Source organism: Streptomyces sp. NPDC025651 (assembly GCF_055558735.1).
The window spans coordinates 241,840-265,778 of record NZ_JBVHLZ010000001.1 but is presented as its reverse complement, the minus strand read 5'-3'; the positions used below and the strand labels follow the sequence as shown (position 1 = coordinate 265,778).

Genomic DNA, 23,939 nt, shown 5'->3' with positions numbered 1-23,939 from the left:
GGACTGGGGCGCCGTCTCGGACTTCATGCCGCACTTCTGGGAGGGCGTCCTCACCACCCTGCAGATCCTCGCGCTCGGATCGCTGATCTCCTTCTCGCTCGGCCTGGTGTGGGCGCTCGCGTTCCGCGCGCCGACCCGCTTCATCCGGTGGCCGGTGGGGATCGTCACCGAGTTCATCCGCAACACCCCGCTCGTGGTCCAGCTGTTCTTCCTCTTCTTCGTGCTGCCGGACTGGGGCATCCAGTTCTCCGCGCTGACCACCGGCATCGTCGCGATCGGCCTGCACTACTCGACGTACACCGCGCAGGTCTACCGCGCGGGCATCGAGGCCGTGCCCGCCGGCCAGTGGGAGGCGGCGACCGCGCTGAGCCTGCCCTACCGGCACACCTGGACCGCGGTGATCCTGCCGCAGGCGATCCGCCGCGTGGTGCCCGCCCTCGGCAACTACGTCATCGCGATGCTGAAGGACACCCCGCTGCTCTCGGCCATCAGCGTCCTGGAGCTGCTGCAGCGCGCCCGTCTGCAGGCCGCCGAGACCTTCCAGTACACCGAGGCCCTGACCGTCGTCGGCATCGCCTTCATCGTCATCGCCTATCCGTCCTCCCTCCTCCTCCGAGCCATGGAGCGCCGTCTTGTCCACTGACACCAACCTCTCCAAGGACCAGCCGAACCCGGCGGTGGACGGCAGCGAGCTGATCCGCTTCGACAAGGTCGTCAAGCGCTTCGGGTCCAACACGGTCCTCGACGAGCTCGACTTCTCCGTGGCGTCGGGCAAGCACGTCACGCTGATCGGCCCTTCGGGCTCCGGCAAGACGACGATCCTGCGCCTGCTGATGACCCTGCTCAAGCCGGACGAGGGCACGATCAAGGTGGGCGGCGAGTACCTCGTCCACGAGGAGAAGAACGGCAGGCTCGTGCCGGCGGGCGAGAAGCACATCCGCGAGGTCCGCAAGAACATCGGGATGGTCTTCCAGCAGTTCAACCTCTTCCCGAACATGAAGGTGCTGCGCAACATCATGGAGGCGCCGGTCACCGTCCTCGGCCTGTCCAAGGACGAGGCCGAGGTGCGGGCGCGCGAACTGCTCGACCTGGTCGGGCTCGGCGACAAGTGCGACGCCTACCCGACGCAGCTCTCCGGCGGCCAGCAGCAGCGGGTCGCCATCGCGCGGGCGCTCGCGATGCGGCCGCAGGTCCTGCTCCTCGACGAGGTGACGTCCGCGCTCGACCCGGAGCTGGTCGCGGGCGTCCTCGACGTGCTCCGCGACATCGCGCACACCACGGACATCACGATGCTCTGCGTGACCCACGAGATGAACTTCGCCCGCGACATCTCGGACCAGGTGCTGATGTTCGACTCGGGCCGGGTCATCGAGTCCGGGACGCCGGAGAAGATCTTCACCGAGCCCGAGCACGAGCGGACGCGGGAGTTCCTCAGCGCGGTGCTGTGACCGGATGCCGTCACGCCCGGGGCCGCGGGGCAGGTCCGCGGTCCGGGGCATGACCTGGGCATATGCCAGGGTGGCGCGTTCCTGCTGACGGGCCGGAGCGCGCCGCCAATCTCCCCAACAGCCGCTCCGAACGCGCCACTTGGCGGTTATCGTGGGACAGAGCCCAACTGTCCGGAACCGTTCCACGCAGGGGGAAGCCGTGGCGTTGAAGCACGAGGCGACCGCGCCGCACCACTCCGTACAGAGCGCCCTGCGGGTGCTCGAGATCGTCGCCCGGCACGGCACCGGAGTGACCGCGGCGGAGCTCGCCCGCGAGACCCGGCTTCCCACCACCCAGCTGACCCCCCTGCTGCGCATGCTGCGCCGCGAGGGGTACGTGGAGCAGCTCGCCGACGGCGCCGGCGCGTACGTCACCGGGGAGTCCCTCAGCCGTCTCGGCTCGGCCGACCAGCACGCCGAGGCCCTGCGCGAGAAGCTCCAGCGCACCCTGGACGGCCTGCGCGACTCGATCGGCGCCGCGGTCTACATCAGCCGCTACTTGGACGGCGAGGTCCGCATCACCGACGTCGCGGCGGGCCCCCGCACCCCCGCGGTCAACGAATGGGTGGACTTCCGCTCCTCGGCCCACGCCAGCGCGGTCGGCAAGAGCCTGCTGACCCAGCTCGACGTGAACGGCCGCCGGGACCACCTCTCCCGCCACAAGATGGCGCGGCTCACGTCCCGGACGATCACGAACGAACGGGTCCTCCTGAACCGGCTCGCCGCGCAGCCCGCGACGGTGCCGGTGCTCGACCTCCAGGAGTACGCGGTCGGCACGGTGTGCGCCGCGGTGCCCATCACCGCGGGGTCCGCGGTCGGGTGCCTCGCGCTTTCCCTGCCGGTCGAGCACGCGCATCGCCTGCGGGAGGCGGCGGACACGTTGAACCGCGGGGCGGCGCCGGTTTTGCTGTCCCTGGCGATCTAGGTGTCCGGGCGTGGTCAGATGCACCCCCTCGGACCAGGTACTATTTACTCGTCAGCAGGCGCCGCTAGCTCAGTTGGTTAGAGCAGCTGACTCTTAATCAGCGGGTCCGGGGTTCGAGTCCCTGGCGGCGCACAGACAGTGAGAAGCCCCTCGCGCGAGCGAGGGGCTTCTCGCGTCCCCGGGGTTTCTCCGTGCGGCCCGGACGCCCGCCTAGCGGTGCAGGTGCAGTGTCGTCGCGGATGACGGGACGGCGGGCGGTGGCACACCGCCGGCCCGCGCGGCGGCGACCTGCTGCGCCTTGCGCACCCTGCGGGACGGCCACCAACTGGCGTCGCCGAGCAGGATCATGGCCGACGGCAGGATCATCACGCGGATGACGAAGGCGTCGAGCAGGACCGCCACCGCGAGGCTGAAGCCGATCTGCTTCATCTCGGCCAGGTGCAGGAACATGAAGCTCGCGAAGACCGTCACCATCACGACCGCCGCGCTGGTCACCACCTTGGCGGACCTGCTGATCCCGTCGATGACCGCCTGGCGGGTGGGTACCCCGTTCATCGCCGCCTCCTGGATCCGGCTGACGACAAAGACCTGGTAGTCCATCGACAGGCCGAAGAGGATCACGAAGAGGAACAGCGGTACGCGCGATCCGATGCCGCTGGTGGCACTCTCCTCGAAGCCGAACAGCGCCGAGCCGAGACCCCACTGGAAGAAGACGACCACCAGGCCGAACGAGGCGGCGACGGACAGCAGGTTGAGCAGGACGCCGAGGACCGAGATGACCACGGAGCGGAAGACGAGCACCATCATGAGGAAGGTCAGCAGCAGCAGGAAGCCGATGACCACGGGCATCTTCTCGTTCTGGTTGCGCAGGTAGTCGACGTCCTGGGCGACGGGGCCGCCGACCCCGAACTCGGCGCCGGCCACCTTCCCGAGCGTCGCCGGGATCATGTCGTCACGCAGGTGCTTCAGCGAGTCCCGCGCCTCCGGTGAGTTCAGCCTGTGGGGCACGGACAGGGTCATCACGTGGATCAGGCCGTCGTCGGTGCTCTCCACCTCGGGCCGCTTCTCGGAGAACAGCGGGTCGGCCCCGGCGCGGTCGGCCAGGGCGGCCAGCGCCTCGCGCGTCCGCTCCCTGTCGTCCGCGTCGCCGCGCACGGCGACCCAGTGCTCGGCGAGCAGGTCGGGGAAGGCCTCGTTGAGCCGGTCGTAGGCCTTCATCTCCGGGATGGAACGGGAGTGGGTCGCCGTGCTCAGGACGCGCAGTTCCATGCCGAGGACCGGGGCCGCGAGGCCGAGCATGACGAGCACCGACACCACGAGGGTGGCGACCGGGCGGTTCCTGGCGGGCTTCAGGAGCGCGGTCCACAGCCGGCCGCTCCTCTCCGGCCTGCGGGGCTTGACCCGCTTGCCGCGCCCGGCGGCGCGGGCGGCCCTGCGGTCCGCGCGGCGGCCGATCTTGACGAGCAGGGCGGGCAGTACGGTGACCGAGCTGAGGACGGCGACCGCGACGACCACGATGGTGCCGACGGCCAGCGAGGAGAAGATGACGTCGGTGGCGAGGAAGAGCGTCGCGGTGGAGAGGATCACGGCGAGGCCGGAGACCACGATCGCGCGGCCCGAGGTCGCCGCGGCGATCCCCACCAGGGCTTCGGGGCCGATCCCGCCGCCCGCCCGGGCCCGTTCCTCGCGCTCGCGCTTGAGGTAGAAGAGCGTGTAATCGACGCCGACCGCCATGCCGATCAGCAGGATGACGTTGTTGCCGACGCCCGCGTCCGGCAGCAGGTGCGAGGCCAGCTGGGACAGGCCGATGGAGGCACCGATCGAGGAGACCGCCAGCAGCAGCGGCACGCCGACCATGACCACTGAGCCGAAGACGAGGGCCAGGGTGATCAGGGTGATCGGGAAGGTGATGGTCTCCGTGGTCGCGAGGTCCTCGGCGCGCTGGTCGTCCAGGCCCACCTCGACCGAGGCGTCACCGGTCTCCTCGACGCGCAGGTCCGCGTACTTCTTCTGGACCTCGGCGGTCGTCTCCAGGAGCGGGTCGATGTGCTTCTGGGCCTCAAGACGGGGGCCCTTCAGGGTCACCTCGACCATCAGCATCCTGCCGTCCTCCGAGCGCACCGGGTCGGCGACGCGGAGGACCGGGTCGAGCTTCTTCATCCGGGCGGCGACGTCGCGGGCGGCGCTCTCGGCCTCCGCTCCGAGCGGTGCGTCGGACGTGCTGGTGACCATGATCCGCTCGGCGGACTTGTGCTGGAGGCCACCGTCCGTGGCGATGGACTCGGCGCGGCCGGCCTCACCGACCCAGTAGTCCCTGTCGCCGGCGCTGTCCGTGCCGGCCAGGCCCCCGAGGGCGAGACACAGGGCGACGAACACGAACCACCCGGCGATGGCCCGCCCCGGGTGCAGCGCACTCCAGCTCGCCACCTTGACGGTAAGTGGCTGTCTCTTCACTGAACCCAGCTCCTTAGCGATAGTCACCCCCACCCGACGGGTGTAAGTAAAAAATTACACATGGAGCAATGGACCGTCAATCCTGGTCCCGCGCCGCCCGGATGGGGCCCACCGGCCACCGGCACCGAGCCCGCCCGACGAGGGTCCACACACCTGACGCCCCGTCAATTTCCCTCTCCACCTGCGACATTCGGCCAAAACTTAATGATCTTTCCGGTGATCGGCCCCGCACCTAGGCTCACTTGTCGGTGGCGCCACCGTGGGACCCTCCACGCGCCCGGAGCCACTTGCCGGAACTCGTGGAGCTACCGAACAGGAGTCACCAGTGCCGAACAGAGTCGAGATAGTGGGTGGCGGAAGAGCCGACTTCAGCCGGGCGTACGCCCACTTCGCCCGGACCCGCTGACCGGGCGGCGGACCGAATATGGACACGCTGCGAAGCCACGTTCTGGATCTCGCGCCGCTCCTTGCCCATGTCGCCGTGGCACTCGGCGTCATCCTGCTGCTCGCCCTCGCGGGCCGGAAGGCCGCCCGCGCCCTGCGTCAGCCCGAGGTCATCGGAGAGATCGTGTTCGGGCTGCTGTCCGGCCCCGCCGTGATCGCCCTGGTCGGCAGGGACACGTTCGAGACGCTCCTGCCCGACTCCGTGTTCGACCTGCTCAAGCTCGTCTCCCAGGCCGGTCTCGTGCTCTTCCTGGTCGGCCTGGCCCACAAGCTGGGGACCGACCAGGGCAGGCCGCCGCGGCGCGCCATGGCGTGGGTGGCGGCGGGGTCCCTGGTGCCCCCGCTGCTGACCGGTGTGCTCCTGGCCTCCCTCGTGCTCCTCACCGACGACACCGCGGCGCGCGGCGACGCCCCGCTGCCCGCCTTCGTCCTGATGGTCGCGGTGTCGATGTCCATCACCGCCGTCCCCGTGATGGCCCGGATCCTGGCGGACCGGGGCATGTCCCGGTCGGCCGCGGGCCGGATGGCGCTGGCCGTGGCGATCCTCATCGACGCGGTGGGCTGGCTGCTCCTCACGCTCGCCATCAGCCTCGGCAAGGGGAGCCTCGCCGATTCGCTGCACTCCGTACGGGCGCTCGCGTTCGGTGCGGTGTGCGCCCTTGCCGTCCGGTACGCACTGCGCACCCGTGCGGCACGCGGCGCCTGCGTGCGGCTGCCGAGGACCGCGGCGACGGTCCTCGGCGCGACGGCCCTCGCGGTCGCCCTCGCCGTGGAACACCTCGGGATGACGGCGATCCTCGGCGCCGCCCTGGTGGGTCTCGCGATCCCGCAGGACGAGGACGCCCCCTGGGAGCGCGCGGTGGACACCGTCACCCGGGCGGGCAGCGCCCTGGCCCCCGCCTTCTTCGTGGTCACCGGCATCACGGTGCTCACGAAGTCGTTCGCCGACGCCTCGTGGCTGCTGATCTGCTCGGCCCTCGTGCTCGGGTGTCTGGGCAAGGGGCTCGGCAGCTATCTGGGGGCCCGCGGCGGCGGGCACTCCCGCGAGACGGCCCGCACGATCGCCGTCCTGATGAACACCCGTGGACTCACCGAACTGATCGTCCTCCAGGCCGGTCTCAGCTCCGGAATCCTCACGGCGCCCATGGTCCTGCCCCTGATCGTGATGGCGCTCGCCACCACCGCCATGACCGGACCGCTCCTGACGCTCCTCGACCGCGGCAAGCCCCGCACGGACGGGCCCGGGGCGGTGGCCCCGGCGAAGGAGCCCAGCGCCCGATGAGCGCGGTGGTGGGCATCCGCGGGTGAGCCCCGCGCACGAAAGCGCCCCCCGGCCGTGGGCAGCCCTGGCCGGGGGACGCGTCCCTCAGGTTCCGCGAGGGGAGGCCGGTCCCCTTGCGAGGCCGGTCCCCCTGCCAGGCCGGTCCCCTTGCGAGGGCGGTCGACTCCCTTGCGTACGAAGGGTCATGAGGCGCGCAGGACGACCTGCCGGGGAACGGCGGCCAAGGCGCCCGTCCGGTCCGGTGCGGGCTGCGCGGGCAGGCCGTCGAGGAGGGCGATGCCCAGCGGGGTCACCGAGTGCAGCACGGTGTTGCGGATCCGCCGGGTGGTGATCAGCCCGGTCTCGCGGAGCACCTTGGTGTGCTGGCTCGCGCTGGCCGCCGAGATGCCGAGCCGCTCCGCCAGTTCGCTGGTCGTGCAGGTGGCCCGCAGCACCCGCAGCGCGGCGGCCCTGGTCTGGCCGACCAGCGCCCCGAGCGACTGCGCGGTGTCGTCGGGCGTGTCCCACAGGGTCGCCGCCCGCTGGACGTCCGGCGGCGCGGCGAAGGCGAGGGCGAGTTCGCCGCCCTGCCCCTTCGCCCCGATGACCTGGGCGGGCCGGTGGTTGAGGAAGACGGAGGGGACGAGCGCGAGGCCGCGGCCGTCGAGGTGGACGTCCTCGTCGGGGCCGCCGGGGATCTCGAGGACGTGCGACCGCCAGGTGATCCGCGGGTGCAGGGTGGACAGCAGGAGCTCCACGCCGCCGCCCATGACCACGCGGCAGCGCGCCTCGCTCTCGGCCTCCAGATAGGCCACCATGCGGTCCCAGTACGGGGCGACGCCCTCGCGCCAGACCTCCGAGAGCCCGGCGGCCTCGTCGCGCTCGATCAGCCGCAGCAGCGCCGCGGGGTCGCTCACCGCGCCCAGCGCTCCTGATCTGCCCTGCGGCCGGACGGCGAGACGCTTGGCGACCTGCCGGTACCAGCGCACGTACGGCGGCCCCGCGCACCGTCCGAGCAGACCGTGGGCGAAGGCCGTCTCGACGAGCGGCCCCGCGGTCGTCCTCAGCCTGGTTCTGGCTATGTCGGCAGCGGTGAAGTGGATTCTCTGCATGGGTTACTGCCCCCGTTGGTCAGCTGTTCCGCAGATGATGAGAGTCTCTGGACCGGCCCTGCTGCGAGCGGATGTGTCCCGCCCCTGACCGTGGGGCGGGAGTTTTCAAGGAGCCTCGTGACGTACAACTCGTGACGGAGAAAGAGTCTCGTAGATCTCGTACGCGAAGAAGAGCGATCAGTCGGACTGGCCGGTATGCGCCACGACGACGTCGGAGGGCGCCAGTTCGCGGTACTTCAGGGTCTTGCCCTGCCCCCGGTCCTCGCGCCCACGGGGGTGCGGAAAACCGCACCCCGGCTCGACGGCAACCCCCATACCGCTCCTGACCTGCGCTTTCTAGCGTTGCTTCCATGGACCTCATGACTCTCGCCCTCCCCCAGGAGCCCGCCGACGGCATCGCGGGCTGGGCCGCCGACCTCGTGGACACGCTGGGCGGTCCCGGCGCGGGCCTCGCCATCGCCCTGGAGAACCTCTTCCCGCCGCTGCCCAGCGAGGTGATCCTGCCGCTCACCGGCTTCGCCGCCGGCCAGGGCGTGATCAGCCTGTTCTCCGCGCTCTTCTGGACCACCCTCGGCTCGGTGGTCGGCGCGGCCGCCCTCTACTGGATCGGCGTCCTGTTCGGGCGCGAGCGCATGCACGCCCTGTGGGCGAAGCTGCCGCTGGTCAAGATCTCCGACCTGGAGCGCACCGAGGCGTGGTTCGCCGAGCACGGCACCAAGGCGGTGCTCCTGGGCCGCATGGTGCCGATCTTCCGCAGCCTGATCTCCGTGCCCGCGGGCGTGGAGCGCATGCGGCTGCCGGTCTTCCTCGCCCTGACCACGCTGGGCAGCCTGGTCTGGAACTCCGTGCTCGTCCTGGCCGGTTACTGGCTCGGCGACCAGTGGGACGCGGTCGAGACGTACGTGGGTCTGCTCTCCAAGGTCGTCCTGGTCCTGGCCCTCGCGGGCATCGCGGCGTACGTCGCGGTCCGCGTGCGCTCCCGCAACCGGCCCGAGGTCGGCGCCGGGGCCCGGCACCGCCGCGTCGACTAGGGGTCGGCTAATGTCGGACGACGTGAAGGAGCCCGTGGCCGCCCCGTTCGTGCTCAGGGTCGCCGGTGTGCTCGTCGGCTGCCTCACCGCCGTGCTCGGGCTGATCTACTTCGTCGTCGCCGGCGCGGTGCTCGGCGCCTTCCTGCTCTGGCCGCGCACCCGCTCCCGGGCCCACGCGCTGCTCGCCTCGGGGGCGCGCAGGCTCACCGCCCTGGAGCGGCGGCGCAGGTCGCTCTTCTTCCACGACACGTTCCCCGACCACCGCGCGACCGACCAGCAGATCCTGCGCTACCTCGCGCTCCGCACGTACTCGGGACTGCTGTGCGCCGTGGTGGTCGGCCTGGTCGACTTCGGCGCGGTGCTCGCCGGGATCTTCGCCGTCTCGCTCGTCGACACCTCCATGACCTGGGTGGACCTGCTCAGCCAGATCGTCCTCGGCGGCACCCTGCTCTTCCTCGCCGTGCAGGGCCTTCGCGCCCTGACCGACCAGGACGCCCGGCTCGCCCGCGAGTGCTTCGGCCCCTCCGAGCGGGAGCTGCTGCAGCGGCGCATCGACGAGCTGGCCACCAGCCGCGCCGCGGTGGTCCAGGCCGTGGACGTGGAGCGCCGCCGGGTGGAGCGCGATCTGCACGACGGCGTCCAGCAGCGCCTCGTCGCGCTCGCCATGCTCCTGGGCAGGGCCCGCCGCGGCCGCACCCCCGAGCGGGCCGACGCCCTCCTGGAGCAGGCCCACAAGGAGGCCCAGGAGGTCCTGACCGAACTGCGCGAGGTGGCCTGGCGCATCTACCCCACCGCCCTCGACAGCCTGGGCCTGCGCGAGGCGCTCGGCGGGGTCTCGGAGCGGTGCGCGGTGCCGGTCCGCATGGAGTACGACGTGCCGGACCCGCTGCCCTCCGCCGTCGAGACCGCCGCCTACTTCGTCGTCTCCGAGGCCGTGAACAACGCCGCCAAGCACGCGTCCGCCGACGAGGTCTTCGTCCGGGTGCGCAAGGACGGGGGCTCGCTCTCCGTCCTCGTACGCGACACCGGCGTCGGCGGCGCCGACCCCGCCGGCAGCGGGCTGACCGGGCTGCGCAGCCGGGTCGCCGCGCTCGACGGCACGTTGCAGGTCGACAGCCCCCTCGGGGGACCCACCACCATCACCGCGGAGCTGCCGTGCGCGTAATCCTGGCCGAGGACTCGACCCTGCTGCGGGAGGGCCTTGTCCGGCTGCTCGCCGAGGAGGGCCACGAGGTCCTCGCCGCCGTGGGCGACGCCGACGCGCTGCTCGCCGAGGTCGAGGCGCACACCCCGGACGTCGTCGTCACCGACATCCGGATGCCCCCGGACCACACCGACGAGGGCCTGCGCGCCGCGGTGAGGATCCGCGAGGCACGCCCCGAGATCGGGGTGGTCGTCCTGTCGCAGTACGTCGAGCGCAACTACGCGGCGCAGCTGCTCACGTCGAGCGCCGAGCGGGTCGGCTACCTCCTCAAGGACCGGGTCGCGCAGGTCGAGGAGTTCCTCGACGCGCTGGAGCGGGTCCATGCCGGAGGCGCCGCCATCGACCCCGAAGTCGTACGGCAGTTGCTGATCCGCACCACGCACGTCGACCCGCTGACGCGCCTCACGCCCAGGGAGCGCACCGTCCTGGAGGCGCTGGCCGAGGGGCACACGAACGCCGCCATCGGGCAGAAGCTGCACATCTCCCTGAGCGCGGTCGAGAAGAACCTCAACGCGATCTTCGACAAGCTCGGCCTGTCCCGCACCACCGGGTACAGCCGCCGGGTGCTCGCGGTGCTGCGGTACCTGGAGTCCTGAGGCGCCGTCCCGTCCGCCGCGCGGGCCTCGCGGCCGGGGCCGTGGTGGTCGTCGACATGTCGGCGGCGCTGACGCTGCTGCCCGCGCTGCTCGCCCGGTTCGGCGGGAAGATCTCCGCCAGGTCCCGGCCGCGCAGGGCTGCCCCTGCCGTCCCTGCCGTCCCTGCCGTCCCTGCTGGGCGCGAGGGCGAGTTCTTCGCCCGGCTCGCCCGGTTCTCCGCCGCCCGCCCCCTCGCCGTACTCGTCCTCGTCGGCTCCGCGCTCGTCCTGCTCGCCGTGCCCGCCTTCGGGATGCGGATCGCCATCGGCGACGCGCGGCAGCTGCCCCGCGACACCGAGGCACGGCAGCTCTACGACACCGTGCGCGCGCACTGTCCGCCAAAGGCCGGCACCGTCCCGGTCGAGGTCCTCATCAGGCCCGGCGCCCCCGCCGGCTGCGAGCGCAGGATCCGCGCCCTGCCCGGCATCGCCGCCGCCGGGCGCGAGCGGCTCCCCGACGGCACGGTCCTGCTCGAACTCACCCCGAAGGGCTCCGTCGACGGCCCGACCGCGACCGGCCTGGTCGAGCGGATCCGTGACCTGCACGGCGACGAGCCGGTCCAGGTCACCGGCAACGCGGCCCGGCCTCATCGACGCCACCGCGGTGCGGATGTTCCTCGTCCCGGCGTCCATGGCGCTGCTCGGCCGCCGGGCCTGGTGGGCGCCGGGGCCGATGCGGCGCCTCCACCGGCGGTACGGGGTACGGGAGTTCACGCCGACGGATGCACCCGCGGCTGCCCCAGCCGCCCCTAGGACAGGACGACCCCGTCCATGACCAGCGCCGCCGCGAGTCCCGCGGCAAGGAGCCAGGTGCCGAGCCTGGTCCGGCCGCGGCGGCTCAGCTCGATCACCCCGCCGCAGAGGATCAGCAGCAGCCCGTAGACCCCGACGACCAGGACGGAGGAACGGCTCGCCAGACGCAGCGCGAGGACCACCGCCGCCGCGGCCATCAGCAACGAGGCCGCGGCGACGCGGGCACGCCGGGCGCGGGCTGCGGGGGTGGGGCCGGGGTCCGGCAGTCCCGTGGCTTCGGTCTGGTCTGACGTGCTCATGAACGTGGATCGTAATCGTTCGCACGGACGCCGTAGCGCACTCGCGTTCACTCCGCACGGATCCCTCACGCCCCGGCCGGGCGCGGTCCCCCGGGGCTTGCCGCCGTCAGACGTCCAGCAACGCCTCACGCCCCTGCGCCCGGTACCGGGCCACCAGTTCCGTCACGTCGGACGGCGTAAGGAGGCGGTACGCCGTATCCCCCGGCGGCCGCCACCACACCGGCTCCGCGCAGCGGAACCCTGCCCGCCGCAGCTCGCCGCGCGCCACCTTGTTCGTCGCCGTCACCGGCATCCGCTCCACCACCCGCACGAACCGAGGCGCCATCTTCGTCCCCAAGTCCCCCTGTGCCAACAGGAATCCGGCAAAGGAATCCGGGTCGAAGGAGGAACCCGGCGGCGGCGCGACCGCCGCCATCACCTGATCCCCCGCCACCGGATCCGGCACCGCGTACACGGCAACCGCCTCCGCCCCCTCCCACCGCGCGAGAATCCCCTCGATCACCGCGGCCGCCAGATTCTCGCTGTCCACCCGCAGCCGGTCGTCCGTACGCCCGGCGAAGTACAGGAACCCGTCGCTGTCCCGGTAGAAGAGATCCCCCGTCCAGTACCACCCGTCCCGCACCCGCTCCGCCTGCGCCTCCTCGTTCCGCCAGTACCCCTCGAAGGGATTCGGTCCCCGGTTCACCAACTCCCCTATCGCCGCGGACCCGTTCAGCAGTCGCCCGTCCGCCGCGAACCGCGCCGCCGCGCACTCCCGCCGCGTCGAGGGATCGACCACCGCGAGGTCGTCCCCGGGCGCGGCCCGCCCGATCGCCCCGGCGGGCGTACCCGGCGTCCACTGGATCGCCGCCCCGCCCTCGGACGACCCGTACCCCTCGACGAGCCGCACCCCGAACCGCTCCTCGAACCGCGCCGCGTCCACCGCCCCCGCCTCGGTCCCGAAGCCGACCCGCAGCGGGTTCTCCCGGTCGTCGGCGCCCTCCGGCGTCGCCAGGACGTACTGCACCGCCCGCCCGACGTACGTGAAGTACGTGGCCCCGAACTCCCGTACGTCGGAAAGGAACGACGACGCCGAGAAGCGGGCCCGCAGCGCCACCCCCGCCCCCGCGGCCAGCGCCGGCGCCCAGTCGGCGATCACCGCGTTGCCGTGGAACATCGGCATGCAGATGTAGTGGGTGTCCGAGTCCTTGACCCCGAAGTGGCCGACCAGCGAGGCGCCCGCCGCCGCCAGCCGGCCCTGGCTGCAGATCGCCGCCTTGGGCGCGCCCGTCGAACCGGACGTGAAGTAGAGCAGCATCCGGCTCCCCGGCCCCGCCCGCCGCGCGATCTCCGGCTTCGCGTCGGCGTAGGGCGCGAGCAGCTCCCGGTACGCGGCCGTGTCGGTCACCAGGACGCGTACGGAGGGGAGTTCGAGGCCGTCGAGCAGCGGCAGGTGCGCCCGCTCGGTCACCAGGACCCGGCAGTCGGTGTGCAGGATGTCGCGGGCGAGTTCGGCGCCGCGCCGCGTCGGATTGATGCCCGCGACCGCCGCGCCCGCGAGGGCCGCCGCGCTCAACCACAGCGGATACTCGGGGGTGTTGTCGAGCAGTACGCCGATGTGCGGCTCGCCGCCGCGGGGCAGCAGGTCGGCGAGCAGCGCCGCCCTGGCCGCCGCGCCCGCCGTCACCTGGTGGTGGCTCAGCTCGCCTCCGGCGAAGCGCAGGCCGGTGCGGTGGTCGCCCCACCGCGCCTGTACGAGTTCCGCGACCGTGCTCCCGGTGCTCTTCATGGCCGCGCACGATAATTGACGACTCGTCAGAAGTGGAGGGTGGTGGAGGCACGAGGGGTGCTGGAAGCACGAGGGGCGGTGGAAGCACGAAGGGCTCGCCTCACGGCATGTCGCTGAACACGTCGTCCGCGAAGAAGTCGTTCGCCGAGACCATGAAGTACACGCAGAAGACCAGCATCACGCCGAAGAAGCAGAGCAGCCCGACGGTGCTCGCCGCCATCGCGACGGGGCGCGGCGCGTGGGCCGTCGCCGCCTCGGGGCGCCGGTCCGTGTAGTGCACGGTGACGACGTCGCCCTCGACGGTCGTCGCGGGCCCGTTCTCCTCCTCGAAGCGGACGGAGCGGCCCTCTCGGGTGGTGAACTCGTAGACGTGGTGCAGCGTGGTGGACACGTGGCCGTCGCCGTGGCCGCCGGTCGTCGTGTACGTCCGCAGACAGCGCGCCTCGGCCGTGAGCCCGCTGCTCCATGCGCCGCTCACCTCGGCGGAGCGCTTGATCACCTTGACCGCCATGAGGATCACCACGACCGCGATGAACCCGGGCACGACGTAGAACATGAACTCCATGAGGATCCCCCGATGCTCGGCGCCGGCCACCCGCGGCACGGCTCTGCGCACGCCGTGAGGTCGTGCACGGCGTGCGCAGAACCTACCCGTGGGGTGTGGGGAAGTTCCTCAAGCATTGCTCAGAACTGATCGGGGTCTCAGAACCGCACATCAGGGCCGGACGTCAGAACCGGACACCGAAGCCGGATGTCGGAACCGGATGTCGGAACCGGATGTCAGAACTGGACGTCCGAGCAGGCGTAGAACGCGTTCGCCGTGTCCGCGACCGTCCAGACCGCGACGATCACGTGGTGCCCGCTGCGACCGCCGGGGATGGCGCCGCTGTGCGAGAGCGTGGCGGGCGGCTGCTGGCTGTTGTAGGGGACGGTGAGGAACGGCGTGGTGTCCAGGGCCGCCCTGGTCACCGGCTTGCTCTCGTCCCAACCCTGCTTGGTGATGTAGTACTTGAAGTCCGTGGTGCGGTGCCGCGCGGTGAACTGCCAGCGGAACGTGTAGTTCTGGCCGCCGCTCACCTTCGTCGTCGGCCAGGCTCCGCCACCTGGCGTCTTCGGCGAGTTGAGCTGGTCGAAGCCGGCTATGCCCGCCGAACAGATCTTGCCGTCCGCCGGACCCGCGGCGGGGAAGCCCTTGGGGCCCTCGACGCTCTGCGGTTCGTACTGGATGGAACCGCAGCCGGTCACCACGCCCTTGGCGCAGTTGATCTGCCGGCTGGCCGGCAGATCGGTGTAGCCGTGGCTGCTCGCGCCGCCCGCGGAGAGCGCGAACGCGCCTGCCGTGCCGAGGCCGACCAGGGCCGCGTACATCTTCTTGTTTCGCATGTGCCGCTCCTGCTCCTGCTGAACATGGGGAGTTCCGTGGGACGTGCGCGCACTGCGGTCTAGACCAAGTTCAGATTATTGCCGTTAGTTGAACATGTCCATACCAATCGTGGAGAGGATCCGTCCGCATCGCCCACGGGACGTCGCGACGAGTTCACCGTTGGGGCCGTCGTTCGTCGCGACCCAGTCCGCGGCCTCCCGCGGTGACCTGCCGCCCGCCAACTGCCGTTCCAGCAGCCGCTGTTGACGTACCTCTCCTGGTGAGTCCACGTACCAGCACTCCGCCATCAGGGCGTGCGCGGCGCGCCAGCCGGGCAGATCGCAGGCGAGGTAGTTCCCCTCGGTCACCACCAGGCGGGCGGCGGGCGCGACCAGATGCCGCGCCGCGACCGGCTCGTGCAGCGTCCGGTCGTAATCGGGTACGTAGATGTCCCGTGCCGGGTCGTCCAGGACGCGGCGCAGCAGCGCGACGTACCCGGCCACGTCGAAGCTCGGCTCCGAACCCTTGCGGTCGGTGAGTCCGAGGCGGGTCAACTGCGCGTTGGACAAGTGGAATCCGTCGAGCGGCAGATACGCGGCCCCCTCGCCGATCCGCTCGACGAGCGCCCGCGCCAGCGTCGACTTGCCGGTGCCCGGCGGGCCCGCGATGCCGAGGACGACCCGCGGGGCGCGGGCCGTCAGCTTCCAGGCCTCGGCGGCCAGCCGGAAAACGGACGTGCGTTCGGGTTCAGCGGTGTTCTCCATGGCCCGTATAGAACGCCACCGTCAGGTCCTTGACCAAGGCCTTGCGCTCGTAGTCGTCCAGCTCGACGAGGCCCCGGGTGGTCAGCCGCGTCACCGTGTCCTCGACGGAGTCGACCACCGAGGTCAGGACGGTGTCGCGGTGCCGTGCGTCGAGGGCCGCGACCCGGCGGCGCTGCATCGCGGCGGCGACCTCGGGGGCGTACTCGATGCGGGTCGGCTGGGCCGAGAAGACCTCGACGCCGACCGCCTCCGCGTCGGCGGCGAGCGCCCGGGTCAGCGCGGTGCCGACGGCCTCGGCGTCGCGCAGGGTGGGGGCGTCGTCGTGGAAGGCGTCGGCGGGCAGCCGCGAGAGCACCCGGGCCGTGGTCGCCTCCACGCACTCGCGCAGGTACTCCTGGTGGTCCTCGACCGCGAGCGTCGCCCGCGCGGTGTCCCTCACCCGCCACACGACGAGGACGACGACGCGCAGCGCGACCCCGCACCGGTCCACGGCGGGCATCGGCTCGCTCCGCCAGTGCCGCAGCCGTACGTCGACGCGGCGGCGCAGCAGCAGCGGGTTCACCCAGAGCAGGCCGGTGCGGCGGACGGTGCCCCGGTAGCGGCCGAAGAGGCTGAGCACCCAGGCGCGGCCGACCCTGCCGCGGGCCAGTCCGCCGAACCCGAAGAGGCCGAGCGTCCCCGACCCGGCGAGCGAGGCCCACTGCGCGGCGCCGAGCCCGACGCCGCCGTACCCGGGCAGTCCCGCCGCCCGCACCGCGGACTCGGGCAGCGCGCCCGCCCACCACAGCGAGAGCGCGCACCCGGCGACGCCCGCGCACCCGCCGAGCACCCCGGCGAGCCCGGGCAGCACCCGCGCCCGGCGCTCCACGAGGGAGGGGTCGACCTCGATCACGGACCGCGCCACCGGCTCGGCGGCCCCTGCGGCGGGCTGCGCCTCGGTCCGCCGGGCCGCGGCGGCCCGGGGCTGCTCCCCGGTCCCCTGCCTGCGCCGCACCACGGCGGGCGCCAGCGGGACCCCGGTCGCGTCGTCCGGGTCGTCGCGGAAGAGAAGGTGAACGGGGATCTCGGTGGTGGCCTCGCTCTGGATCACCCGCGCCGTCCGCGCACCCCCCGCCTCGGGCGCCCCGTCGGACCGCGGTGACTGTGGCTGTGAAGCTGCCGTCGCGCTCATCCGTGCCTCCGCGTCATTAGTGCCTCGATCTCATTCCTGCCTGAGTCACACCACCGCACGCCCCCCGGCCACCCCCGAGCCACATCCGCCCCCGGACCGCGGCCGCGCCCGAACCGCCTTCGCACCCGGCCCCCCGCCGCCGCGCCCGGACCGCATACGCGCCCCGGTCGTTTCCGTGCCCGGACCTCACGCGTGACCGAGCCCCTCCGCGCGGGGGCCCCTTGCGCACCCGAGTCGCCTCCGCACCCCGACCGCTTCTGTGCCCTGGTCACAACCGTGCCCGTGCCGCATCCGTACCCGAGCCACATTCGTGCCCCGGTCACAACCGCGCCCGAGTCACATCCGTACCCGAGCCCCACTCGTACCCCGGTCACAACCGCGCCCGAGTCACATCCGTACCCGAGCCCCACTCGTACCCCGGTCACAACCGTGCCCCGGTCTCACTCGTGACCGAGCCGCAGCCGTGCCCCGGTCTCGCCCGCGTCCCGCTCACCGGAACAACCGCCGCCACGTCTCCGGCCCCGGAAAGCCGTCGGCCGCCGCGCCTCGCCAGCCCTGGGCGCGCTGGAACGCCTCCACGTTGCGTCGGTCGCTCTCGGTCCAGCGCGGGCCCGGGCCCCGGGCGTAGTGCTTGCCGAAGCCCTTCTTCAGGAGTTGTCTGCCGAGTTGTTCGATCGCCGCGTGCGACTGGCCGGGGCGGAAGACGCCGCGGCCCGGGTACGCGCGGGCGCCCGCGCTGCCGCCGGGAGGGCCGCCCGCCGGACCGCCGCCCGCGCCCGTCGCCGGGATGTTCCGTCCCTTCCCCTTCATCAGGTACGACCACGTCGTCGGCCCCGGCAGGCCGTCCGCGTCCTCGCCCCGCCAGCCCTGCGCCCGCTGGAACGCCCGCGTCGCCCCGCGGTCCGCGTCGCTCCAGCGCGGCCCGGGCCCCGACCGGTAGAAGCGCTTGCCGCCGCGCGCCACCAGCGCCTTGCCGAGCTGCGTCACGTACCGGTTGTTCGCACCGGCGCCGAAGGAGCCCGCCCCCGGATACCTGGTCGTCGCGGAGCCCGGACCCGAGGCGGAGCCCCCGGGAGTGCCGCCCGTCACACCCTTGTACCGATAGGCCAGATAGCGGTCCCCATGGGACCAGTACGCATAGGGCGTGGCCTGTTTCCTGGCGTGCGGGCGGGCCTGTTCGTACGCGATGTAATGCGTGCGCGTGTAGTCCGTCCATCCCCCGAAAATCGTCACGTGCGAGCCCGCCGTGGGATCCACCGGATTGTGGAAGAGAAGAATGTCCCCGGGCTGCAACTGATCCCGGGAAATACGCACCGCGTACTTGTCGAGGCTCCCCGTCCATTCGTTGCCGCTCAGATTCCACGCCATGGAGACAAAGCCGGAACAGTCCTGCCGGTAGCCGTCGGACCAGTACTTCTCCATGCTGTACGGCACCTTCGCCGCGACCCACTTCTTGGCCCGGTTGATGATCGCCGCCCGCGTGGTCGACCGGTGGGCCGCCGCCGTGGACGCCGCGGCCGCCGGGCTCCCTGAGGGGCCGTGCAGCGGGCTCGCCCCACCCTGCGGAGTGCCCGGCTCACCCCCGGCGGGACCCGCACCCGGCCCCGCCGGATGACCCCCCACCTCGACGGATGCCACGGCCGGCAGCGCCTGACCGCCGAGCACCGTGCCGGCCGCCGCCGCGAGGACCAGGGCGCGGCGCGCGCCGTGCGCCGCCGGGTGGCCCCCGAGCCGCAGCGGAAGCGCGTGCGCCATCGTGCGACGCCGTTGAATACAGCCGGGGCAGTCGCAGTCGCTCTCGGGGTCGAATTCCTCGAATACCGGAGCGTCCTCCATGCGATTCCCCTCACACCCCAGAAAAGAATGTCCGCGCATCTGCACGTCCGTCAGTTTCTCAACTGTCCCGGGATACCGCATGTTGACGGTCCGAATGATGGATCGCCCCCGTCGGGCGGGCCCGCTCCCGGGCCCCCGGGCCGCCCCGTCACGCACCCCCGGCCACCGCACGACCCCCGGCTGGTCAGAAGCACCCCCGGACGTCCGGTAGAGTTATCCAGGTCAGCAGGCGCCGCTAGCTCAGTTGGTTAGAGCAGCTGACTCTTAATCAGCGGGTCCGGGGTTCGAGTCCCTGGCGGCGCACAGACAGCGAAAGCCCTCCGCTTCGGCGGGGGGCTTTCGTCATGCCCGCCCGCACCCACCCTGCCGCTACCGTTGCGCCATGGCGCGCGACATCCAGGAGCGGATCAAGAAGCTCATCATCGACCAGCGGCTGCCCTCCGGGGCCACCCTCCCGACCGAGCCCGAGCTGATGGAGCGCCTCGGCGTCAGCAGGAACTCGGTGCGCGAGGCCCTCAAGGCGCTCCAGGCCATGGGCATCGTGGAGATCCGGCACGGCTTCGGCACCTACGTCGGCCCGATGTCGATGGCGCCGATGATCGAGGGCCTCACCTTCCGCACCGTCGCCGGGCACTACCGCGGCGAGGACAGCCTGCTCCAGCTCCTGGAGCTGCGGGAGGCCGTGGAGACCGGCCTGATCGCGCGCCTCGCGGGTCGTATACCGGCCGCCGACCTCGCCGAACTCGACGCCCTGGTCGACCGGATGGACGCGGAGGCGGCGGCCCCGGACGGCGAGGTGCGCGCCGAGACCGACCGGGCGTTCCACGCCACGCTCTACCGCTGCCTGGGCAACCAGCTGCTGGGGGAGGTTCTCGAGGCGTTCTGGGACGCCTTCCACCGAGTGCGCACGGATCTGGTGGACGTACCACGGGATCCGAAGATCACCTGCCGCCAGCACAGGGAGATCCTCGACGCCGTGAAGTCGAGCGACGTGGTCCGGGCGGAGCAGGCCATAAGGGAACACTTCGGTAACATCCGCACGCGTCTGACCTCGCCCACCTCAGTGGTTGCCTCAAATCGCTCGTATGACCGGTAAACACCTTGTATCGCTCTTGCGATCATGCTGTGCGGCGTAGAACCCTGTCCTGGAGCCATTGGCTCTCATGAGGCGGACGATACGGGGCAGTTGGGGACCCGTCCGGTCCGCGGCGGGGCAGGGATGGGGGTCCCGTTCATGAAGCGATGCCGAGGGGGGCATCATGCAACCGGAAGGTCGTCGTTCTATGTCCAAGGGGACGGTGGCCTGCCACTGATGCGCTCGTGACGGTCTTCAGGGGGACTCAAGCGGGCGGAAGGACCAACGAACGCGCGGGCCGACCGCGCGCGGGGGGATGACTCATGACGTCGACGCCGACGGGCGCGCGGCACAACGACCCGTCACAGACGACCCAGCTGCGGGTGCCGTCGCACCGGACGGGTGGTTTCCGGCGGATCAAGAAGACGCTGCCTCGGTACGACTACGAGCACTACAGCCGTCTCGCCGGGCCGCTGACCCAGCCCGACCCGAGCAAGCCGTACAAGGTCCGGTACCGCTCGCTGCTCTCCCAGGAGCCGCACCGCATCCGGGCCGCGCTGATGCTGGGCGCGGCCCCGCTGCTCTCCCTGGTCCTGCTCGCCTGGCTCCTGCAGCCCGAGCACTGGACCGAGCGGGACTACGTGGCCAACGAATGGCTGCCGGTGCTCGACGTCGTCATGCTCGTCTCGATCGGCCTGATCGAGTTCTTCCGCTGCATGAACGTGCTCTCCAACGCCCATGCGACGCTCGTCGCCCGCGACCCGATACCGGTCGTTCCCGAGACCGGCACCAGAGTCGCCTTCCTCACCTCGTTCGTGCCCGGCAAGGAGCCGATCGAGATGGTGACGAAGACCCTGGAGGCCGCGGTCAAGATCCGTCACCGCGGTCTGATGCACGTCTGGCTCCTCGACGAGGGTGACGACCCGGAGGTCAAGGAGGTCTGCCGGCGGCTCGGCGTGCACCACTTCTCCCGCAAGGGCGTCGCCAAGTGGAACATGGCGAAGGGCCCGCACCGTGCCAAGACCAAGCACGGCAACTACAACGCCTGGCTGGACGCGCACGGCGACGATTACGACTACTTCGCGTCCGTGGACACCGACCACGTCCCGATGCCGAACTACCTGGAGCGGATGCTCGGCTTCTTCCGCGACGAGAACGTCGGCTTCGTCATCGGCCCGCAGGTCTACGGCAATTACGACAACTTCGTCACCAAGGCCGCCGAGTCGCAGCAGTTCCTCTTCCACGCCCTGATCCAGCGCGCCGGCAACGCCTACGGCGCCCCGATGTTCGTCGGCACCTCCAACGCCGTACGCATCAAGGCCCTGAAGCAGATCGGCGGTCTGTACGACTCGATCACCGAGGACATGGCGACGGGCTTCGAGATCCACCGCGCCACCAACCCGAAGACCGGCAAGAAGTGGAAGTCGGTCTACACGCCGGACGTACTCGCGGTGGGCGAAGGCCCCAACGCCTGGACGGACTTCTTCACGCAGCAGCTGCGCTGGTCCCGGGGGACGTACGAGACGATCCTCAAGCAGTTCTGGAAGGCGCCCTTCTCGCTGCCGCCAGGACGGCTCTTCAACTACACGATGATGGTCATCTTCTACCCGATGTCCGCCATGAACTGGATCCTGGCCGCGCTGAGTTGCGCGCTGTTCCTGGGTCTTGGCGCGTCCGGCGTGAACATCGACCCGACCATCTGGCTGATGCTGTACGGCAACGCCTCGGCGCTGCAGATCGGCCTGTACATCTGGAACCGCAGGCACAACGTCTCCCCGCACGAGCCCGAGGGCTCCGGCGGTGTGGCGGGCATGGTGATGTCGGCGCTCTCCGCGCCGGTCTACGCGCGCTCACTGATGGACGCCGCCCTGCGCCGCAAGAGCAAGTTCGTGGTGACCCCCAAGGGCGATTCGGCCAGCCCCGACACGCTGTTCGGGACCTTCCGGATCCACCTGTTCTTCATTCTGGTCTTCGGCGCCTCGATGGCGGCCTCCTTCATGTACGGGCACTCCCACCCCGCGATGATCACCTGGGCCACCTTCGCCCTGCTGATCACGGCGGCGCCGATCTTCGCGTGGCGCTGGGGCATGCGCCAGGACAGGAAGAAGGCCAAGTCGGCGGCGCAATCCGGTACTTCCGCGCCGCCACCGGGAGCGGAGACGATGGTCCCGCAGCAGCGCGAAGCCACGGCACCGCTGCCGCAGGCCCAGCCGGCCCCGCCGGGCGGGCACGCCCCGCACGCCCCGCAGCAGAAGCCCAGCTGGGCCGCGCCCGACCAGACCATGCAGATTTCCCTTGGGGGACGTAAGAAATGAAAGACCGTTCCAGCCGCCGCCGCGCCCGCCGCATCGCGATAGGCGCGGCGGTCGTCCTTGCGCTGGCAGGGATGAACGGCCCGTGGCTCTGGCGCGTGGGCTCGGAGAAGTACCACGACTACAAGATCAACAAGCCGGAGTACAAGGCGGACAACGGCCACTGGGAGGTCATCGACTTCCCCGAGGAGTACCGCCAGAACACCATCCACGCGGCGCTCCTGCACACGGGCAAGGTCCTGCTGGTCGCGGGGTCGGGCAACAACCAGAAGAACTTCGACAGGAAGAAGTTCGACACCCGGCTGTGGGACCCGGTCAAGAACACCATCAAGAAGATCCCGACGCCCACCGACCTGTTCTGCACGGGCCACACCCAGCTGGGCAACGGCAACCTGCTGATCGCGGGCGGCACGCAGCGCTACGAGAAGCTGAAGGGCGACATCACCAAGGCCGGCGGCCTGATGATCGTCCACAACGAGGACCCGGACGAGCCGAAGACGATCCCGGCGGGGACGAAGTTCACCGGCAAGAAGAACGGCAAGACGTTCGTCTCCCAGGACAACGTCCTGGTCGAGAAGGCGAAGAAGGTCTTCGACAAGCAGACCGGCAAGTTCCTGCGCACCGAGCCCGGCCTCGGCCGGGTCTACGTGGAGGCGGCCAGGAGCGGCGCCAAGTACGAGACGGGCACGCAGGACAACTACCGCATCCAGGGCCTGAAGGGCTCCGACACCCGCAACGTCTACGGCATGGCGCAGAAGCTCGCCCTGGACAAGAAGGACTTCCAGGGAATCAAGGACACCTTCGAGTTCGACCCGATCGCCGAGCGGTACATCAAGGTCGACCCGATGAACGAGGCGCGCTGGTACCCCACGCTGACCACGCTCACCGACGGCAAGATCCTCTCCACCTCGGGCCTCGACGAGATCGGCCAGCTGGTCCCCGGCAAGAACGAGGTGTACGACCCCAAGACCAAGAAGTGGACGTACACCAAGGGCATCCGGCAGTTCCCGACCTACCCGGCGATCTTCCAGATGGCCGACGGCAAGCTCTTCTACTCCGGTTCCAACGCGGGGTACGGCCCCGACGACGTCGGCCGCAAGCCCGGTATCTGGGACCTGAAGACCAACAAGTGGCAGGGCATCCCGGGCCTGAGCGACCAGAAGCTCATGGAGACCTCCGGCACGGTCGAACTGCCGCCCGCCCAGGACCAGAAGTACATGGTGGTCGGCGGCGGCGGTGTCGGCGAGTCCAAGGAGTCCAGCAAGAAGACCCGCATCGTCGACCTGAAGGCGGACGCCCCGAAGTTCGTGGACGGCCCCGAGCTGGAGAAGGGCACGCGCTACCCGCAGATCTCGACGCTGCCCGACGACACCGTGCTGATCTCCGGCGGCTCCGAGGACTACCGCGGGCGCAGCGACTCCAACATCCACCAGGCGCGGATCTACGACGCCAGGACGGGTGAGATGCGGCGGGTGGCCGACCCCGAGGTGGGCCGCAACTACCACTCCGGCTCGATCCTGCTGCCCGACGGCCGCGTGATGTTCTTCGGCTCCGACTCGCTCTACGCCGACAAGGCCAACACGAAGCCGGGCGAGTTCGAGCAGCGCATCGAGATCTACACGCCGCCGTACCTGTACCACGGCTCGCAGCCGAGCCTCGGCAAGGGACCGAAGACGATCCGGCGGGGCGAGTCGGGGACGTTCCCGACGAAGCACGCCTCGTCCATCAAGACGGCCCGCCTGATCAAGCCGAGTGCGTCGACGCATGTGACGGACATCGACCAGACGTCGATCGCCCTCGACCTGAAGAAGTCGAAGGACTCGGTGAGCGTGACGGTCCCGAAGAACCGCAGCCTGGTCGAATCGGGCTGGTACATGCTGTTCGTGACGGATGATCAGGGCACGCCGAGCAAGGCGCAGTGGGTCCACGTACCGTAAGCAGCGCCCCGTAAGGGGCGCGGGGAACTGCGCGCTCAGCCAACGAAGAACCGCAGTCGCGGGGGGGGGGGTTGGCCGGCCCAGCCGCCACGCCGGTTTTTTTTGTTGT

21 protein-coding genes and 2 tRNA genes are annotated in these 23,939 nt (G+C 71.0%); 13 read left to right on the top strand and 10 right to left on the bottom strand.

Annotated features, from left to right (window positions below; translation table 11 throughout):
• The first annotated feature begins 25 nt into the window (after positions 1 to 25).
• From ehuD to ACZ4D5_RS01155, 4 genes are all read left to right on the top strand, one after another.
• On the top strand, positions 26 to 643 hold the full coding sequence (gene ehuD / locus ACZ4D5_RS01170; protein WP_467771460.1) for an ectoine/hydroxyectoine ABC transporter permease subunit EhuD: 618 nt from the start codon (positions 26 to 28) through the stop codon (positions 641 to 643).
• A complete protein-coding gene (gene ehuA / locus ACZ4D5_RS01165; protein ID WP_467770227.1) occupies positions 633 to 1,448 on the top strand; it encodes an ectoine/hydroxyectoine ABC transporter ATP-binding protein EhuA in 816 nt (271 codons plus the stop codon). The genes ehuD and ehuA overlap by 11 nt, the downstream gene beginning before the upstream one ends.
• A 199-nt stretch (positions 1,449 to 1,647) precedes the next feature.
• Positions 1,648 to 2,412 (top strand): IclR family transcriptional regulator, encoded by a 765-nt coding sequence (locus tag ACZ4D5_RS01160; protein WP_467770226.1) that lies wholly within the window; start codon positions 1,648 to 1,650, stop codon positions 2,410 to 2,412.
• A 58-nt stretch (positions 2,413 to 2,470) separates the two neighbouring features.
• Positions 2,471 to 2,544 (top strand) — tRNA-Lys (locus tag ACZ4D5_RS01155).
• Between the two features lie 78 nt (positions 2,545 to 2,622).
• On the opposite strand, the gene ACZ4D5_RS01150 is transcribed toward ACZ4D5_RS01155, so the two are convergent.
• Positions 2,623 to 4,866, bottom strand: a complete 2,244-nt coding sequence (locus ACZ4D5_RS01150) for an MMPL family transporter (RefSeq protein ID WP_467770225.1) — start codon at positions 4,864 to 4,866, stop codon at positions 2,623 to 2,625.
• A gap of 424 nt (positions 4,867 to 5,290) precedes the next feature.
• On the opposite strand from ACZ4D5_RS01150, the gene ACZ4D5_RS01145 reads away from it, so the two are divergent.
• Complete coding sequence (locus ACZ4D5_RS01145) at positions 5,291 to 6,592, top strand: cation:proton antiporter (RefSeq protein WP_467770224.1); 1,302 nt, start codon at positions 5,291 to 5,293, stop codon at positions 6,590 to 6,592.
• 182 nt (positions 6,593 to 6,774) lie between these two features.
• Here the strand turns inward: ACZ4D5_RS01145 and ACZ4D5_RS01140 are convergent, their stop codons facing one another.
• A complete protein-coding gene (locus ACZ4D5_RS01140; RefSeq protein WP_467770223.1) occupies positions 6,775 to 7,683 on the bottom strand; it encodes an ArsR/SmtB family transcription factor in 909 nt (302 codons plus the stop codon).
• Positions 7,684 to 7,860: 177 nt separating this feature from the next.
• Positions 7,861 to 7,998, bottom strand: a complete 138-nt coding sequence (locus ACZ4D5_RS01135; RefSeq protein WP_467770222.1) for a hypothetical protein — start codon at positions 7,996 to 7,998, stop codon at positions 7,861 to 7,863.
• Positions 7,999 to 8,033: 35 nt separating this feature from the next.
• Between ACZ4D5_RS01135 and ACZ4D5_RS01130 the strand changes: the two genes are divergently transcribed.
• The 4 genes from ACZ4D5_RS01130 to ACZ4D5_RS01115 are packed head-to-tail and all read left to right on the top strand — an operon-like array spanning position 8,034 to position 11,305.
• Positions 8,034 to 8,714 (top strand): DedA family protein, encoded by a 681-nt coding sequence (locus ACZ4D5_RS01130; RefSeq protein WP_467770221.1) that lies wholly within the window; start codon positions 8,034 to 8,036, stop codon positions 8,712 to 8,714.
• A gap of 10 nt (positions 8,715 to 8,724) precedes the next feature.
• Positions 8,725 to 9,879, top strand: a complete 1,155-nt coding sequence (locus ACZ4D5_RS01125) for a histidine kinase (protein WP_467770220.1) — start codon at positions 8,725 to 8,727, stop codon at positions 9,877 to 9,879.
• Complete coding sequence (locus ACZ4D5_RS01120; RefSeq protein WP_467770219.1) at positions 9,870 to 10,514, top strand: response regulator transcription factor; 645 nt, start codon at positions 9,870 to 9,872, stop codon at positions 10,512 to 10,514. Before ACZ4D5_RS01125 ends, ACZ4D5_RS01120 begins: the two co-directional genes overlap by 10 nt.
• A 56-nt stretch (positions 10,515 to 10,570) precedes the next feature.
• Positions 10,571 to 11,305 (top strand): hypothetical protein, encoded by a 735-nt coding sequence (locus ACZ4D5_RS01115; protein ID WP_467770218.1) that lies wholly within the window; start codon positions 10,571 to 10,573, stop codon positions 11,303 to 11,305.
• Here ACZ4D5_RS01115 and ACZ4D5_RS01110 read toward each other — a convergent pair.
• The 7 genes from ACZ4D5_RS01110 to ACZ4D5_RS01080 form a co-directional block, all read right to left on the bottom strand.
• The gene (locus tag ACZ4D5_RS01110; protein ID WP_467770217.1) at positions 11,302 to 11,604 is read right to left on the bottom strand and encodes a hypothetical protein; all 303 of its coding nucleotides are present in this window, start codon (positions 11,602 to 11,604) and stop codon (positions 11,302 to 11,304) included. The two genes, ACZ4D5_RS01115 and ACZ4D5_RS01110, sit on opposite strands and share 4 nt — an antisense overlap.
• Before the next feature lie 106 nt (positions 11,605 to 11,710).
• On the bottom strand, positions 11,711 to 13,372 hold the full coding sequence (locus ACZ4D5_RS01105) for an AMP-binding protein (RefSeq protein ID WP_467770216.1): 1,662 nt from the start codon (positions 13,370 to 13,372) through the stop codon (positions 11,711 to 11,713).
• Between the two features lie 100 nt (positions 13,373 to 13,472).
• Complete coding sequence (locus tag ACZ4D5_RS01100) at positions 13,473 to 13,988, bottom strand: DUF3592 domain-containing protein (protein ID WP_467770215.1); 516 nt, start codon at positions 13,986 to 13,988, stop codon at positions 13,473 to 13,475.
• A 164-nt stretch (positions 13,989 to 14,152) separates the two neighbouring features.
• On the bottom strand, positions 14,153 to 14,755 hold the full coding sequence (locus tag ACZ4D5_RS01095; RefSeq protein ID WP_467770214.1) for a lytic polysaccharide monooxygenase auxiliary activity family 9 protein: 603 nt from the start codon (positions 14,753 to 14,755) through the stop codon (positions 14,153 to 14,155).
• A gap of 84 nt (positions 14,756 to 14,839) precedes the next feature.
• Entirely contained in the window at positions 14,840 to 15,499 is a 660-nt protein-coding gene (locus tag ACZ4D5_RS01090) for a nucleoside/nucleotide kinase family protein (RefSeq protein WP_467770213.1), read from the bottom strand.
• Entirely contained in the window at positions 15,483 to 16,670 is a 1,188-nt protein-coding gene (locus tag ACZ4D5_RS01085; protein WP_467770212.1) for an SPFH domain-containing protein, read from the bottom strand. Before ACZ4D5_RS01085 ends, ACZ4D5_RS01090 begins: the two co-directional genes overlap by 17 nt.
• A gap of 489 nt (positions 16,671 to 17,159) precedes the next feature.
• The gene (locus tag ACZ4D5_RS01080; protein ID WP_467770211.1) at positions 17,160 to 18,506 is read right to left on the bottom strand and encodes a peptidoglycan-binding protein; all 1,347 of its coding nucleotides are present in this window, start codon (positions 18,504 to 18,506) and stop codon (positions 17,160 to 17,162) included.
• Positions 18,507 to 18,735: 229 nt separating this feature from the next.
• Here ACZ4D5_RS01080 and ACZ4D5_RS01075 point away from each other — a divergent pair.
• The 4 genes from ACZ4D5_RS01075 to glxA all read left to right on the top strand — a co-directional run bounded on the left by ACZ4D5_RS01075 (position 18,736) and on the right by glxA (position 23,830).
• Positions 18,736 to 18,809, top strand: a tRNA-Lys gene (locus tag ACZ4D5_RS01075).
• Positions 18,810 to 18,888: 79 nt separating this feature from the next.
• Positions 18,889 to 19,602, top strand: coding sequence for a FadR/GntR family transcriptional regulator (locus ACZ4D5_RS01070; RefSeq protein ID WP_467770210.1), 714 nt, complete (start codon positions 18,889 to 18,891; stop codon positions 19,600 to 19,602).
• Positions 19,603 to 19,904: 302 nt separating this feature from the next.
• Entirely contained in the window at positions 19,905 to 21,896 is a 1,992-nt protein-coding gene (locus ACZ4D5_RS01065) for a glycosyltransferase family 2 protein (protein ID WP_467770209.1), read from the top strand.
• Entirely contained in the window at positions 21,893 to 23,830 is a 1,938-nt protein-coding gene (glxA, locus tag ACZ4D5_RS01060) for a radical copper oxidase GlxA (RefSeq protein WP_467770208.1), read from the top strand. The genes ACZ4D5_RS01065 and glxA overlap by 4 nt, the downstream gene beginning before the upstream one ends.
• The last annotated feature ends 109 nt before the right edge of the window (positions 23,831 to 23,939 follow it).

Excerpts from the sequence above, each read along its gene's own strand:
- ACZ4D5_RS01095 (WP_467770214.1), bottom strand. The coding sequence starts at position 14,755 with ATGCGAAACAAGAAGATGTACGCGGCCCTGGTCGGCCTCGGCACGGCA.
- ACZ4D5_RS01085 (WP_467770212.1), bottom strand. The coding sequence starts at position 16,670 with ATGAGCGCGACGGCAGCTTCACAGCCACAGTCACCGCGGTCCGACGGG.
- ACZ4D5_RS01105 (WP_467770216.1), bottom strand. The coding sequence starts at position 13,372 with ATGAAGAGCACCGGGAGCACGGTCGCGGAACTCGTACAGGCGCGGTGG.
- ACZ4D5_RS01110 (WP_467770217.1), bottom strand. The coding sequence starts at position 11,604 with ATGAGCACGTCAGACCAGACCGAAGCCACGGGACTGCCGGACCCCGGC.
- ACZ4D5_RS01065 (WP_467770209.1), top strand. The coding sequence starts at position 19,905 with ATGACGTCGACGCCGACGGGCGCGCGGCACAACGACCCGTCACAGACG.
- ACZ4D5_RS01140 (WP_467770223.1), bottom strand. The coding sequence starts at position 7,683 with ATGCAGAGAATCCACTTCACCGCTGCCGACATAGCCAGAACCAGGCTG.
- ACZ4D5_RS01130 (WP_467770221.1), top strand. The coding sequence starts at position 8,034 with ATGGACCTCATGACTCTCGCCCTCCCCCAGGAGCCCGCCGACGGCATC.
- ACZ4D5_RS01125 (WP_467770220.1), top strand. The coding sequence starts at position 8,725 with ATGTCGGACGACGTGAAGGAGCCCGTGGCCGCCCCGTTCGTGCTCAGG.
- glxA (WP_467770208.1), top strand. The coding sequence starts at position 21,893 with ATGAAAGACCGTTCCAGCCGCCGCCGCGCCCGCCGCATCGCGATAGGC.
- ACZ4D5_RS01090 (WP_467770213.1), bottom strand. The coding sequence starts at position 15,499 with ATGGAGAACACCGCTGAACCCGAACGCACGTCCGTTTTCCGGCTGGCC.
- ACZ4D5_RS01115 (WP_467770218.1), top strand. The coding sequence starts at position 10,571 with ATGTCGGCGGCGCTGACGCTGCTGCCCGCGCTGCTCGCCCGGTTCGGC.
- ACZ4D5_RS01080 (WP_467770211.1), bottom strand. The coding sequence starts at position 18,506 with ATGGAGGACGCTCCGGTATTCGAGGAATTCGACCCCGAGAGCGACTGC.
- ACZ4D5_RS01070 (WP_467770210.1), top strand. The coding sequence starts at position 18,889 with ATGGCGCGCGACATCCAGGAGCGGATCAAGAAGCTCATCATCGACCAG.
- ACZ4D5_RS01145 (WP_467770224.1), top strand. The coding sequence starts at position 5,291 with ATGGACACGCTGCGAAGCCACGTTCTGGATCTCGCGCCGCTCCTTGCC.
- ACZ4D5_RS01135 (WP_467770222.1), bottom strand. The coding sequence starts at position 7,998 with ATGGGGGTTGCCGTCGAGCCGGGGTGCGGTTTTCCGCACCCCCGTGGG.
- ehuD (WP_467771460.1), top strand. The coding sequence starts at position 26 with ATGCCGCACTTCTGGGAGGGCGTCCTCACCACCCTGCAGATCCTCGCG.